Origin of the sequence: Cellulomonas terrae, assembly GCF_007990265.1 — a bacterium.
Lineage (GTDB): Bacteria > Actinomycetota > Actinomycetes > Actinomycetales > Cellulomonadaceae > Cellulomonas > Cellulomonas terrae.
In genome coordinates this window covers 1-12,072 of the sequence record NZ_BJWH01000009.1, presented here as the reverse complement: position 1 = coordinate 12,072, position 12,072 = coordinate 1, and the positions used below count along the sequence as shown (strand labels likewise).

Sequence of the window (12,072 nt, the reverse complement as noted above, 5' to 3'; positions counted from 1 at the left end):
GGTGCTCTCCTTCGCTCGGTGGCCACCTCGACGCTAGTGCCGGGGCTCGGCCTTCACCTGTGTCGTCGAACGGCGACGGCCGTCTTCGACACCTAGCGTGGACGGATGTCCCCCTCCGACCTCTCCGACGTCGCGCGGTTCTGGGACGCGGAGGCACCGACCTTCGACGACGAGCCCGACCACGGTCTGCGCGACCCCGGCACCCGCGTCGCGTGGGCCTCCCGGCTGGCCGGCTGGCTCCCGAGCGGGCCGTGGGACGTGCTCGACGTCGGCTGCGGCACCGGCTCGCTCACCGCACTGCTCGCACAGGCGGGCCACCGGGTCACCGGCGTCGACCTGTCCCCGGAGATGATCGGTCGTGCGCGCACCAAGCTCGACGCCGCTCGGCTCCACGCCACCTTCGTCGTCGGCGACGCCGCGCACCCCCCGGGCGCACCGGTCGACGTGGTCCTCGCACGCCACGTGGTCTGGGCTCTGCCCGACCCCCGGGCCGCGCTCGACCGATGGGTCTCGCTGGTCCGCCCCGGCGGGGCCCTCGTCCTCGTCGAGGGCCGATGGTCCACGAACGTCGGCATCACCGCGTCCGATCTCGCCGCCGTGGTCGGCCCGCTGGTGAGCGGGCTCCGGGTGGAGCCGCTCGGCGCCGACGAGGCGCTCTGGGGCGGACCGGTCACCGACGAGCGGTACGCCCTGGTCGCCCGACTCTGAGCCGGGCAGGTGGGACCCTGGTGCCGTGAGGATGTTCACGCGCCGTGGCCGGGTCACCGCAGACGTCGGCGACGGCTTCGTCGCGGGCGAGGCGGCCGCGCTGCAGACCGGCCTGTCGGCGGCGCTGACCACCGTCGAGCGCGGCTCGTCGGGTCCGGCGCGCGTCGAGCTGACGTTCGCGACGGAGGACGGCAACCACGTCGTGATCGTCTGCCGCAACCAGACCGTCGGCTTCGTCCCGCCGTCGCACGAGGAGTCCGTCCGCGAGCAGCTCGTCGCGGCCGGCCGGGCGCGGCTCGAGACGGCGGGCCAGATCTACCGCGACGCCGAGGGGCGACGGCTCTGGGTCGGGCCGCCCCGCTCGGGCGGGTTCCCCGCGCCCGAGCCGGGCGCCGACACCCTCGCACCGCCGCGGCGCAAGATCTTCGGCCTCGCCCTGCCGGACGACTGAGGGCCCGACCGCACTCTGTTCGCGCAGTCGGGCCCTCTCGCCTACCTCTCTCAGGTCACGGCACGGGCCACTCCAGCACCGTGCTCGGGCCTGCGAACGTCGGTGTCACGGGGTCGCCCGTGTCGTTGACGACGTGGTCGATGGTGCCCGCCGCGTTCAGCGAGACCGTCAGCACGTTGTGCAGCTTCACGCCCGGGGTGACCGGCACCTCGTACGCCCGGGTGGCGTGCAGGGTCGGGTTCACGTTGGTGTAGATGTACGCGCCCATGCCCCAGGCCTCGTGCACCTTGACCTTGTCGCCCACCTTGTAGGCGGCCCAGCCGTTCACGCCGTCGTGTTGCCAGGACGCCTGGTCGGGCGGGTCGTACGGCAGCTCGTTCTGGAACATGATCGTCCGGCCCCGCTCGCCGTTCCAGATGACGTTGTACTTCTGGTAGTGCTCGGAGAACAGGCCCGTCGCGGTGACGTCGTTGCCGTTCACGAGGACGCCGGTCTCCGCGGTGTTCACGTCCCAGCCGACGCCGGTGCCGTGGTCGGCCCGCCACGCCCAGGTGTGGTCGATGATCGTCTGGTTCGTGTTGACCACCAGGCTCTGGGTGGCCTTGCCGACGGCCTCGCCGCCGATCCGGAAGAACACGTCCTGCACCGCGGTCGGGTTGTTCGCGCTGCTCAGGAGCGGCTTCTTCAGCTTGGCGTCGAGGGACGAGAGCTTGGTGCCGAGCTGCAGGAGCGCCGGGGAGTTCGTGGTGCCGGCGTCGAACATGATCCCGGCGATGTCGATGCCGGGGACGTCGAGCGTCTGCATGGCCACGACCCCGTTGTCCGGGATGATCGTCGCCAGCCCGAGCCCGAGGACCACCTGGTTGGGCCACAGCACGTTGAGCGTCCGGTTCACGTGGTAGACGCCCGGGGTGAGCAGCACGTTCTTGCCCAGGGCCAGCGCGGAGTTGATCCTGGCGGCGCTGTCACCGGGCTTGGCGACGAAGAACCTGCTCAGCGGGATCGACTTGCCGGGCGTGCTGCCCGTGGCCCACGAGGCGCCGGAGGAGTTCTTCTGCGCCGCGGGGACGAAGACGTTGTACTTCCCGGCGTCGTCGAGGTACAGGTACGGCTTCTCCTTGGATACCGGGGTCGTGTCGAGCGTCGTGTACTTGGGCTCCCCGACCACCGGGCTGAAGTCGGTGGCGGGTGCGCCCTGGACGCCGGCGAACACCTGGTTCCAGACGCTGTTGCTCCAGCCCGCCACCGAGCCGTTGCGGGTGAGGAACTGCTGCTGGCTGCCGCTGACCACGAACGGCAGCGTCGAGTCGGCGATGAAGCCACCGGACGCGTACTGCGGGCCGGCCGTGCAGTAGTCCATGAGGCTGAGGTTGGCGCCCGTGACGTTCACGCGGCGCATGGGGGCGGCCTGCGAGACGGCCCAGAAGTTGGCGGAGCTGCGGCACCCGTCGGCGTCGCCGGCCGCGTACTGGATGGTCAGGTTGGACAGCGACCGCCAGAAGTTGACCAGCGCGATGCAGTTCGCCGGCGCACCCTCGGGTACCGGCAGGCACTGGTTGTAGACCTCGATCGCGCCGTTGATGACGACGTCGCCGGGGTCCTGGCCGAGGCCGGCGACCTCGGTGAAGTAGCCGACCTCGAACCGCAGCGGGTTCTCGGGCGTCCCGTAGGTGCCGGGCTTGAACAGCAGCGCGTACCGGTCCTCGCCGAAGTGGGCGGGCACCTGCTGCGTCGCGATGGCGTCGACCGTGGCCTGGATCTCCTCGATCGGCTGGCTGGGGTCGAACACGATCGTGTTCGGACCGAGGTCGACGGGCGGTGCCGCCTGTGCGGCGGGGGCCGCGACGAGCGGGACGAGCGCGACGGCGAGCGCGGTGACGAGCACCGTCGCCGTCCGCCTGCGTCCGGGACGTGGGGGGCTACCAAGGTGCATGGGGGGACCTCTCTGCGCACAGGGCACGTCGCGAGACGGGTCCCCGCACGCGAGGAGGCACCGCCGTTGGCGCCGTGCACCGGACATTTGTTGCCGGCCAGGACAAAAGGTACCGGGCTGGTGTCACGTGTCAATAGTGACAACCCAGTAAGTGTTTCCCGGCTTTCCGTCAGCCGCCCGCGCTCGTCGCGGCCAGCCGGGCGACCCAGGCCGGCGTCGTCCGCCCCCGCTCGCGGTCGGTCACCACCCGCAGCCGGGCGGCAGCGACCTCGGACCGCGTCACCTCCACGACGGGCCGGGCGTCGGACGGTCGCACGAACCCCTCGTCGTCGGCCGGCACGAACTCCACGTCGTCGGCGGTCCCCCGCTCCTGCACCGCCCGCAGCGCGTCGAACGACAGCCCCGCGAGGAACGCCTGGTCGTCCGGTCCGGCCAGCGGCGACGACGCGAGCAGCGCCAGGGCGTCGAACCCGACCGACCGCCGGCTCTCATCGGGCTCGAGCGCCAGCCCGGCCGCCCACTGCACGCGCGCCCACCACTGCGCCTGGGAGTCCGCCGCCGTGCGCTGCCGCACGGTCTGGATCCCGACGAACAGCGCCCCGATCGCGGCGACCGCCGCCACCAGGGGCCCGACCGTCGCGACGATCACCAGCCAGGGCTCGTCCGCCGTCACGCTCACCAGATCCGTCGCCATGCCCATACGGCCTCCCGAGTCGATCCCGGCCGCGAGCGTATCGGGAGGAACCGACCTCGCACGGAGGTCCATAGTGGAGCGCATCGGCACCGAACCGAGGAGACAGCGATGTCCGGCACCGGCACCCAGGACGACCCCTGGCAGCTCACCACCGCGCCGGGCTCGTCCGCGTACACGATGTACCGCGACGAGTCCGCCGACCCACCCGCCCTCGTGTGCCAGGTGGGCTCGACGACGCTGCGGTACCACCTGCGGGCGGTCGACGACCTGCACGCCTGGCTGCTGGCCCAGGGCGACTGGGTCCCGCTCGGTGCCGCGGACGAGAAGAAGCCCGCCGCCGCCGGGTCGGTGGAGGCGTGGGGTCGCGACGAGGCCAACCCCGTGGGCGGCTGGTACGGCCTGCGCCCAGGCTTCCGTGGCCGGTTCGGGATGTACCTGCCGCCGCTGCTCGAGGCGCTCGGGCTGGTCGAGCTCACGCACGACGCCCGCAACAACCGGGTCCGCGCGCTGCCGTCGGCCTGACAGCGGGCGACCGCGCGAGGGCCGGCACGCTGTGGACCCGCTGAGAGTCCGGGGTGCACAGCCTGCGACCGCCCCTAGCGTGGAGGTCTCGACGACGGCAGGGGGCGCCATGACCATCGCGACGACCTGGGGCGTCACGCAGGCCGAGCAGGACCGGGCCTACCCGTGCGACGACCTGCTCGCCGATCCTGGCGATCGCCTCATGCGCGGGGTGGACGTCGCCGCCCCCGCCGACGTCGCGTTCCGGTGGGTGTGCCAGTTCCGGGTCGCCCCGTACAGCTACGACCTGATCGACAACCCGGGCCGCCGCAGCCCTCGTCGGCCCCTGCCCTGGTGCTGGGACCTCGAGGTCGGGCAGACGTTCTCGACGATCTTCACGCTCGAGTCGTTCGTCGTCGGGGAGCACCTGACCTTCCGCATGGCGCCCGGGCTCAGCACCCGGGTGTACGGCGACATCGTCCTCACGTACGCCGTGATCCCCGTCGGGCCTGAGCGGAGCAGGCTCGTGGCGGTCGTCCGCGGCACGCGACCGACGAGCCGCGCACAGGCGGTCCGCAACCGGCTGCTGGCGTGGGGCGACCTGGTCATGATGCGCAAACAGCTCCTGACCTTCGCGGCGCTCGCGGCGCGGGAGCACGCCGAGCGGTCGCGCGCTCAGTCGACGGTGTAGTCGAACCGCATCCGGTGCGTGCCGTCCGGGTCCACGACGAGCGCGCCGGTGCCGGCGATGCCGGCGAGGTCCCCGGTGCCGCTCGACGGCACGATCAGGAAGTGCTCGGCGGAGCGGTCGTCGCCCGTCGTCGACGCGGCGTGCACGAAGTTGAACGTGCCCTCGCGCCCGTCGAGGCTGCCCTCGAACGACTCCATCGCGACGTAGGTGCCGATGCCGCGCTCGGCGTCGAACGCCGACGTGAACAGCGTCGTCGAGCGGCCCTCGACACCACCGGTGTACGTCTTCTCCATCGTCGCGACGCCGACGCCGAGCGCGGTCGTGACGGGCCGCTCCTGCTCGATGGGCACCCCGGCGAACCCGCTGGCCGTGAACGTTCCCTCGGTGATCATGGCCGCACGCTAGCGACGACCACCCACATACCGGGCCACCAGCTCGGAGCCCAGCACCCCGAGCTCGTCCCGGACCGACGCGGGCTCCAGCACCTCCGCCGCGGCGCCGAACCCGGCGAGCTTCTCGGCGACCGAGCGCGCCGTGTGCGACGCGACCTCCAGCCGCACGCGACCGTCGTCGTCGGGACCGAGGACGGTGCCGTGCCGCCCGAACTGGTCCCGCACGACGCGCACGAGGAACGGGGTGGTCAGGACGGTCGCCGTCACGCGTCCGCGACGCTGCTCGACCTCGTCGACCACCGACTCCCAGATGCCGGCGACGTCGAGGTCGTCCGGCCGGGGCGCCGGGGTGTCCAGCACCGACAGGGCGACGATCCGGTCCAGCCGGAACGTCCGGCGCCCGGCGGGTGTCCCGGCGACGAGGTACCAGAGGTCCCCCTTGTCGACGAGCGCCCACGGGTCGACGGTCCGCTGGGACTCGCCACCGCGCCCGCTGTACGTCATCGACACCTGGCGTCGGCGCACGACGGCACCCTGCAGGTCCTCGACCCAGGGCTGCCGGCGCCGCGCGGCGGACCCCCACCCGCCGGGATCGACCAGCACGGCGCGACCCGCGGCCTCGGCCTCCGCCCGGAACGTCGCCGGGAGCGCACGGACGAGCTTGCGCAGCGCGGAGGTCGCGTCGGCGGACCGCCTGGTGGACGATCCGACCAGCAGGAACAGCGCCTGCGCCTCGGACGACGTCAGCCCGGTCAGGTCGGTCCGGGCGCCGCCGACGAGCGACCAGCCGCCGCCGCGCCCCGGCTGGGGGTAGACCGGGATGCCCGCCGTGGACAGCGCCTCGAGGTCGCGACGGGCCGTCGCCACGGACACCTCGAGCTCGGCGGCCACCTCGGCGGCGGTCACCCGGCCACGCGCCTGCATGAGCAGGAGGGTGGCCACCAGCCGGTCCGCGCGCATGCGTCCAGAGTGGCAGACAAAGTGCTCAGAAGGTGAGCACTTCACCGACGAGAGTGGAGACATGACATCGACACAGAACTCCTTCCGTGGCCTGGCCAACGTCTCCTTCTTCGCGGACGACCTCGACGCCGCCCGCACCTGGTACACCGAGCTGTTCGGCTTCGAGCCGTACTTCGTCCGCGAGGGCTACGTCGAGTTCCGGATCGGCGACCACCTCGACGAGCTCGGCATCATCGACCGGAAGTACGTCCCCGGCGCCGGCGGCCCCGCCGGCGCCGTCGTCTCCTGGCACGTCGACGACCTCGAGGGCACCCTCGCGCGTCTGATCGCCCTGGGTGCGACCGAGCACGAGGGCATCCGTGAGCGTGGCGAGGGCTTCACCACCGCCTCCGTCGTCGACCCGTTCGGGAACCTCCTGGGCATCATGACGAACCCGCACTGGCTGGAGATCGCCGCCGGCAGGGGTCAGCGGGCCATGTAGAGCGCGCGCAGCTCGGGGGTGAGCCGCTCCAGGGAGTACCGCAGCGAGGTCCGGGGCATCGTCGCCGAGTGCTCGTCGAGGTACTCCAGCAGCCGCGCCTCGTCCTGCTTGCCCGCCTCGCGCAGCATCCACCCGACGGCCTTGTGCATCAGGTCGTGCCGGTCGCCCTCCAGCAGCGCGGCCAGCGCGAACGTGTCGTCCAGCGACCCGGCGCGGATCAGCGGGAACGTCGCGACGATCGCGATGCGCCGCTCCCACAGGACGTCGGAGGCGGCCAGCCGGTAGAGCACCTCGCTCGGGAGGCCGGCCTGCACCGCCCGCCCGAGGACGTCCGGAGCGCTCGCGTCGACCAGGTCCCAGCTGTTCACGCGGTCGGTCCGGCGCAGGTACAGGTCGAGCAGCGCCCGACGACGCTCGGGCGAGGTCCGCGCGGCGGCGCACTGCATCGCCATGATCTTCAGCGCGAGCAGCCGCACCTCGTGCCGCTCGTCGTCGAGCAGCTCCTCCAGCTCGGCGACGGGCAGCCCGAGATGCTGCTTCGCGACGGCCGTCACCTGCGGCACCGTCAGCCCGAGGAACACGTCGCCCTCGCCGTACTGCCCGGGTCCGGTCTGGAAGAACCGTGCCATCCCGGCCGCCCGCTCGGGGTCGGCGAGTGCGACGAGCCGGTCCATCGCCTCGCTCATGGGACGCGGGTCCCGACGACCACCGTGGCACCGGCGTCGTCGTCGACCACCACCCGCGCCTCCAGGCCGGCCGCGACGAACACGTCGACCGCCGCAGGAGCCTGCGCCTCGCTCGTCTCGACCAGCAGGTGCCCGCCCGGTGCCAGCCACCGCGGCGACACGGAAGCGACCCGCCGCAGCACGTCCAGCCCGTCGACGCCACCGTCCAGCGTCACCCGTGGCTCGTGCAGACGCGCCTCGGAAGGCATCAGCGCGATGTGCTCGCTGGGCACGTACGGCACGTTGGCGACGAGCAGGTCGACCTGCCCCCGCAGCGACACCGGCAGCGGCTCGTCGAGGTCCCCCTCGAACACCTGCCCGCCGACCGACGCGACGTTCCGCCGGGCGCACCGGACCGCCGCCGGCTCGACGTCGGCGGCGTACAACGACACCTGGTCGACCAGGTGTGCCAGCGCCACCCCCAACGCCCCCGAACCGCAGCACAGGTCGAGCACCACCACGGGACCGGTCGCCAGCCGGGCGGCCTCCCGCACCAGGGCCTCCGTGCGCCGACGCGGCACGAACACCCCCGGGTCGATCTCGATGCGCAGCCCGCAGAACTCCGCCCACCCGACGACCACCTCGAGGGGCTCGCCCGCGACCCGCCGCTCGACCAGCCGCGCGAGGTCGCTCCCGGAGGCCGCGTCGAGGAGAAGCGCCGCCTCGTCCTCGGCGAACACGCAGCCCGCCGCGCGCAGGGTGGCGGTGATCTGGGCGTGAGTCGGCACGCCGGGCAGGTTACGCCTGCGTGATCCGCAGGATCACGCGGTTGTCGTCGCCCTTGCGGCCGAGCTTCTCGATCCCCATCATCACGCGGTACTCGAGGCCGTACTTCTCCTGCATGATCGCGTTGCACCGTTCGCGCGCGGCGTCGTCGTCGAGGACCTCGCCCACCCCGGCCACGGTGACGGCGTCGTCGTCGACCTTGCCCAGCCGGCCGCTCGGCGTCATCTGCACCCGCGGGTCACGCCGGAGCCGCTTGACCTTGCCGGAACCCCGGGGAGTGGTCACCAGCAGCGCGTCGCCGTCGCGGCCGACCCACACGGTCGTCGGGACACCGACCCCGGACTTCCGGAACGTGGTCAGGGCGATGAACCCCTCGTCGGCGAGGGTGTCGAAAGTCGTCATGCGCGATGGTCACCCACGCACGAGACGGCCGCACCCCGTGGGAGTGCGGCCGTCTCGGAGAGTGCGGTCAGGCGGTGGCGTAGCCGGCGGGAGCGCGGTCCTGCGCGCCCCGGTACGGGTTCGAGTCGTAGCCGAGGATGTACAGGAAGATGATGCTGAGGAAGAACAGGCCGGCGGTGAAACCGGCGCCGTGGCCGAACGACGTCGACAGGCCGTGGTAGATCAGGACCAGGATCACGATGTTCACGATCGGGATGAGGAGCAGGACGATCCACCACATCGGCTTGCCCGCGACCTTGATGAGGACGATGGTGTTCCAGATCGGGACGAAGGCCTGCCAGACGGGCTCGTCGGCCTTCTTGAAGACGCCGACGAGGGCGAACGCGACGAGCAGGTAGCCGATGAGGCCACCGACGAGGGAGCCGGCGCCGGCGCCGGCGGCGGCAGTGGTGTTGGCCACCTCGGTGGCGAGTGTTGTGATCATGCGCGGACAGTAGCGATAAACGACCGCCGTGGTGACCCGTTTGGCCACTCGTCTCACGAGGACTTTCTGTGAGCCACCTGTGCGACGAACAGGACCGGGACGGATTGCCGCCCGATCGCCCTGCTCCTACCGTGGCTGTCGACCCCTGCCCTCGTCGAGAGGCCCGCCCATGTCGGTCCCGCAGGCCTCCCTGAGGGCACAGCTCTGGCGCAGGAAGCCGATCACCCCCGCTGCCGTGACGTCGAGCGACGGGCTCGAACGGTCGCTCGGCACGTTCACGCTCATGATGTTCGGCGTCGGCTCGACGGTCGGCACCGGCGTGTTCTTCGTCATGCACGAGGCGGTGCCCGACGCCGGACCCGCGGTGATCATCTCGTTCGTGCTGGCCGGGCTCGCGGCAGGCCTGTCCGCGCTGTCCTACGCCGAGATGGCCTCCACGGTGCCCGTCTCCGGGTCCACCTACTCCTACGCGTACGCGACGCTCGGCGAGGTGGTCGCGATGGGCGTCGCGGCCTGCCTGCTCCTGGAGTACGGCGTCTCGACGGCCGCCGTCGCGGTGGGCTGGAGCGGGTACCTGAACCAGCTCCTGCAGAACCTGTTCAGCTGGCAGATCCCGACCGCCCTGTCCGCCGCGCCCTGGGACGTCGACCCCGGGTTCGTGAACCTCCCCGCACTGATCCTCGTGGCGATGTGCGCGATCCTCCTGATCCGCGGTGCGTCCGAGTCCGCGAAGGTCAACGCCACCATGGTCGTCATCAAGGTCGCCGTCCTGCTGATGTTCGTCGTGATCGCGTTCACCGGGTTCCACTCCGACAACTTCGCCGACTTCGCCCCCAAGGGCGTGGCCGGCATCACGGCCGCCGCCGGGACGATCTTCTTCACGTTCATCGGGCTCGACGCCATCTCGACCGCCGGCGACGAGGTGCGCGACCCGCAGAAGACCATGCCGCGCGCGATCCTCGGCGCCCTGGCCATCGTCACCACGATCTATGTCCTGGTCGCCGTCTCGGCGCTCGGCACGCAGCCGTGGGAGGAGTTCGCCGACCCGGAGCAGGGCGAGGCGGGGCTGGCCAAGATCCTGCAGGACGTGGTCGGCGCGTCGTGGCCGGGGACCATCCTGTCCGCCGGGGCGATCATCTCGATCTTCTCGGTCACCCTGGTGACGATGTACGGGCAGACCCGCATCCTGTTCGCGATCGGGCGCGACGGGCTCCTGCCGCGGGCCTTCGCGCGCGTCAACCCGCGCACCCGCACGCCCGTCAACAACACGGTCATCGTCGCGATCGTCGTCGGGCTGCTCGCCGCGTTCGTCCCGCTCGACTACCTGTGGGACCTGGTGTCCATCGGCACCCTCATCGCGTTCATCGTCGTCTCGGTCGGCGTCGTCATCCTGCGCCGCACCCGGCCCGACCTGCCGCGCGGGTTCAAGGTCCCCGGCTACCCGGTCACCCCGGTCCTCGCCGTCCTGGCCTGCATCTACATCCTGTCCGGCCTGCACTGGTACACGTACGCGTGGTTCCTGCTGTGGCTCTCCGTCGTGCTCGCGTTCTACTTCCTGTGGGGCCGCAAGCACTCGCTGCTGCAGCGCGCGATCGAGGCGGACCTGGTCCACGACGAGGACCTGCGATGACGATCGTCGTCGGCGCCAACCCGTTCGGTGACACCCGCGGCGCGCTCGACCTCGGCGTGACGCTCGCCCGGACGCTGCCCGAGGCCACCGGCGCGTTCGTCCTGGTGGTGGCGACGGTCGTCCCACCGGGGTGGACCGTGCCGTCGATGGCCCGGGTCGACGGCGAGATGCAGGAGTGGGTCCGGGCGCGTGCCGACGAGGCGAAGGCGGCCGCGCTCGACCACCTCGCGGGGCGCGCCGACGACCTGAGCATCGAGTTCGTCCGGCTCACCGACCGGTCGACGCCCCGCGCCCTGGCCGCCCTCGCGGAGCAGCGGGACGCCACGGCACTGGTGCTCGGCTCGTCGCGGGACGGACCCGAGCGCCGCGTCGTCGTCGGCTCCACCGCCGACTACCTGCTGCACTCCGCCCCGGTCCCGCTGGCGATCGCCCCCCGCGCCTACCGGTGCGCGCCGAGCACGGCCGACGTCGCCGCACGCCGGCTGACGTGCTCGTTCAGCGGGTCTGCCGTCGCGACGCAGGCCGTGCGCTGGGCCGCGCGGCTGACGCGCGAGATCGACGTGAAGCTGCGGGTCGCGTCGTTCGGGGTGCGCTCCGCGACGATGTACCCGCCCGAGATCGGCACGGACATCGAGTCCGAGGTCACGGCGCAGTGGCGCGAGCAGATGGCGGAGGCGCAGGCGGCGCTCGCCCGCGAGCTCGACGCCGACACCGAGTACGTCGTCGCGTCCGGGACGAGCTGGGACGAGGCCCTGAGCTCCGTCGACTGGACGCCGAACGAGCTGCTCGTCCTCGGCTCCTCCAGCGCCGGTACGCTCCGACGCGTGTTCCTGGGCACCAACGCGACCAAGATCGTCCGGCACTCCCCGGTGCCCGTCCTCGTCGTCCCCCACGACGAGCTGTGACGGACCTGTGGGGCGTCGACCGCCTCGACCTCGACGCGTACCTGGCCCGGATCGGGGCGCGGCCGACCGATCCCCTCGACGTGATCCACCGCGCCCACCTCGCCGCGATCCCGTTCGAGAACCTCGACGTGCAGCTCGGCCTCGGGGTCGGCGTGGACCTGCCGGACGTCCAGGCCAAGCTCGTCGACGGGCGGCGCGGCGGCTACTGCTACGAGCACGGGGTCCTGCTCGGCGCCGCGCTCGAGCGCCTCGGCTTCCTCGTCGAGCGTCGGCTGGCGCGCATCGGCGACCCTGCGGTCGTCGCCCGGCCGCGCTCGCACCTGGTGGTGCTCGTGGACGGGCAGTGGCTCGCCGACACCGGCTTCGGCTCGGGGCTGCTCGAGCCGGTC

16 protein-coding genes are annotated in these 12,072 nt (G+C 72.2%); 8 read left to right on the top strand and 8 right to left on the bottom strand.

Annotation, left to right across the window (positions count from 1 at the left end):
* Positions 1-105: 105 nt before the first annotated feature.
* Positions 106-708 (top strand): class I SAM-dependent methyltransferase, encoded by a 603-nt coding sequence (locus CTE05_RS09980; protein ID WP_146845983.1) that lies wholly within the window; start codon positions 106-108, stop codon positions 706-708.
* Positions 709-733: 25 nt separating this feature from the next.
* Positions 734-1,159 (top strand): hypothetical protein, encoded by a 426-nt coding sequence (locus CTE05_RS09975; RefSeq protein ID WP_146845982.1) that lies wholly within the window; start codon positions 734-736, stop codon positions 1,157-1,159.
* 55 nt (positions 1,160-1,214) lie between these two features.
* On the opposite strand, the gene CTE05_RS09970 is transcribed toward CTE05_RS09975, so the two are convergent.
* Both CTE05_RS09970 and CTE05_RS09965 read right to left on the bottom strand, forming a co-directional pair.
* Positions 1,215-3,092, bottom strand: coding sequence for a pectate lyase-like domain-containing protein (locus CTE05_RS09970; RefSeq protein ID WP_146845981.1), 1,878 nt, complete (start codon positions 3,090-3,092; stop codon positions 1,215-1,217).
* 169 nt (positions 3,093-3,261) lie between these two features.
* Complete coding sequence (locus CTE05_RS09965; protein WP_146845980.1) at positions 3,262-3,786, bottom strand: hypothetical protein; 525 nt, start codon at positions 3,784-3,786, stop codon at positions 3,262-3,264.
* A gap of 108 nt (positions 3,787-3,894) precedes the next feature.
* Here CTE05_RS09965 and CTE05_RS09960 point away from each other — a divergent pair, with 108 nt between their 5' ends.
* Positions 3,895-4,308, top strand: coding sequence for a DUF6855 family protein (locus CTE05_RS09960; protein WP_146845979.1), 414 nt, complete (start codon positions 3,895-3,897; stop codon positions 4,306-4,308).
* A gap of 109 nt (positions 4,309-4,417) precedes the next feature.
* Positions 4,418-4,978, top strand: a complete 561-nt coding sequence (locus CTE05_RS09955) for a hypothetical protein (protein ID WP_146845978.1) — start codon at positions 4,418-4,420, stop codon at positions 4,976-4,978.
* Here the strand turns inward: CTE05_RS09955 and CTE05_RS09950 are convergent.
* The gene (locus CTE05_RS09950; protein WP_146845977.1) at positions 4,963-5,370 is read right to left on the bottom strand and encodes a DUF3224 domain-containing protein; all 408 of its coding nucleotides are present in this window, start codon (positions 5,368-5,370) and stop codon (positions 4,963-4,965) included. The genes CTE05_RS09955 and CTE05_RS09950 overlap by 16 nt on opposite strands.
* 9 nt (positions 5,371-5,379) lie before the next feature.
* Positions 5,380-6,330: a helix-turn-helix transcriptional regulator gene (locus tag CTE05_RS09945; protein WP_146845976.1), complete on the bottom strand. Its 951-nt coding sequence runs from the start codon at positions 6,328-6,330 to the stop codon at positions 5,380-5,382.
* 61 nt (positions 6,331-6,391) lie between these two features.
* Between CTE05_RS09945 and CTE05_RS09940 the strand changes: the two genes are divergently transcribed.
* Positions 6,392-6,811: a VOC family protein gene (locus tag CTE05_RS09940; RefSeq protein WP_146845975.1), complete on the top strand. Its 420-nt coding sequence runs from the start codon at positions 6,392-6,394 to the stop codon at positions 6,809-6,811.
* Here CTE05_RS09940 and CTE05_RS09935 read toward each other — a convergent pair.
* The 4 genes from CTE05_RS09935 to CTE05_RS09920 all read right to left on the bottom strand — a co-directional run bounded on the left by CTE05_RS09935 (position 6,796) and on the right by CTE05_RS09920 (position 9,148).
* The gene (locus tag CTE05_RS09935; RefSeq protein WP_146845974.1) at positions 6,796-7,497 is read right to left on the bottom strand and encodes a DNA alkylation repair protein; all 702 of its coding nucleotides are present in this window, start codon (positions 7,495-7,497) and stop codon (positions 6,796-6,798) included. The two genes, CTE05_RS09940 and CTE05_RS09935, sit on opposite strands and share 16 nt — an antisense overlap.
* Positions 7,494-8,264, bottom strand: coding sequence for a putative protein N(5)-glutamine methyltransferase (locus CTE05_RS09930; RefSeq protein ID WP_307724289.1), 771 nt, complete (start codon positions 8,262-8,264; stop codon positions 7,494-7,496). The genes CTE05_RS09935 and CTE05_RS09930 overlap by 4 nt, the downstream gene beginning before the upstream one ends.
* Positions 8,265-8,274: 10 nt before the next feature.
* Positions 8,275-8,664, bottom strand: a complete 390-nt coding sequence (locus CTE05_RS09925; RefSeq protein WP_146845972.1) for a PPOX class F420-dependent oxidoreductase — start codon at positions 8,662-8,664, stop codon at positions 8,275-8,277.
* A gap of 67 nt (positions 8,665-8,731) precedes the next feature.
* Positions 8,732-9,148 (bottom strand): DUF5684 domain-containing protein, encoded by a 417-nt coding sequence (locus CTE05_RS09920; protein ID WP_146845971.1) that lies wholly within the window; start codon positions 9,146-9,148, stop codon positions 8,732-8,734.
* Positions 9,149-9,317: 169 nt separating this feature from the next.
* Here CTE05_RS09920 and CTE05_RS09915 point away from each other — a divergent pair, with 169 nt between their 5' ends.
* The 3 genes from CTE05_RS09915 to CTE05_RS09905 form a co-directional block, all read left to right on the top strand.
* On the top strand, positions 9,318-10,778 hold the full coding sequence (locus CTE05_RS09915) for an amino acid permease (protein WP_146845970.1): 1,461 nt from the start codon (positions 9,318-9,320) through the stop codon (positions 10,776-10,778).
* Complete coding sequence (locus CTE05_RS09910) at positions 10,775-11,683, top strand: universal stress protein (protein WP_146845969.1); 909 nt, start codon at positions 10,775-10,777, stop codon at positions 11,681-11,683. The genes CTE05_RS09915 and CTE05_RS09910 overlap by 4 nt, the downstream gene beginning before the upstream one ends.
* A partial coding sequence (locus tag CTE05_RS09905; RefSeq protein WP_146845968.1) for an arylamine N-acetyltransferase family protein occupies positions 11,680-12,072 on the top strand: 393 nt, incomplete at its 3' end. The genes CTE05_RS09910 and CTE05_RS09905, both read left to right, overlap by 4 nt.

Coding starts and splice junctions, on each gene's coding strand:
- CTE05_RS09950 (WP_146845977.1), bottom strand. CDS start 5,370: ATGATCACCGAGGGAACGTTCACGGCCAGCGGGTTCGCCGGGGTGCCC.
- CTE05_RS09970 (WP_146845981.1), bottom strand. CDS start 3,092: ATGCACCTTGGTAGCCCCCCACGTCCCGGACGCAGGCGGACGGCGACG.
- CTE05_RS09920 (WP_146845971.1), bottom strand. CDS start 9,148: ATGATCACAACACTCGCCACCGAGGTGGCCAACACCACTGCCGCCGCC.
- CTE05_RS09945 (WP_146845976.1), bottom strand. CDS start 6,330: ATGCGCGCGGACCGGCTGGTGGCCACCCTCCTGCTCATGCAGGCGCGT.
- CTE05_RS09940 (WP_146845975.1), top strand. CDS start 6,392: ATGACATCGACACAGAACTCCTTCCGTGGCCTGGCCAACGTCTCCTTC.
- CTE05_RS09965 (WP_146845980.1), bottom strand. CDS start 3,786: ATGGCGACGGATCTGGTGAGCGTGACGGCGGACGAGCCCTGGCTGGTG.
- CTE05_RS09925 (WP_146845972.1), bottom strand. CDS start 8,664: ATGACGACTTTCGACACCCTCGCCGACGAGGGGTTCATCGCCCTGACC.
- CTE05_RS09980 (WP_146845983.1), top strand. CDS start 106: ATGTCCCCCTCCGACCTCTCCGACGTCGCGCGGTTCTGGGACGCGGAG.
- CTE05_RS09955 (WP_146845978.1), top strand. CDS start 4,418: ATGACCATCGCGACGACCTGGGGCGTCACGCAGGCCGAGCAGGACCGG.
- CTE05_RS09915 (WP_146845970.1), top strand. CDS start 9,318: ATGTCGGTCCCGCAGGCCTCCCTGAGGGCACAGCTCTGGCGCAGGAAG.
- CTE05_RS09910 (WP_146845969.1), top strand. CDS start 10,775: ATGACGATCGTCGTCGGCGCCAACCCGTTCGGTGACACCCGCGGCGCG.
- CTE05_RS09960 (WP_146845979.1), top strand. CDS start 3,895: ATGTCCGGCACCGGCACCCAGGACGACCCCTGGCAGCTCACCACCGCG.
- CTE05_RS09935 (WP_146845974.1), bottom strand. CDS start 7,497: ATGAGCGAGGCGATGGACCGGCTCGTCGCACTCGCCGACCCCGAGCGG.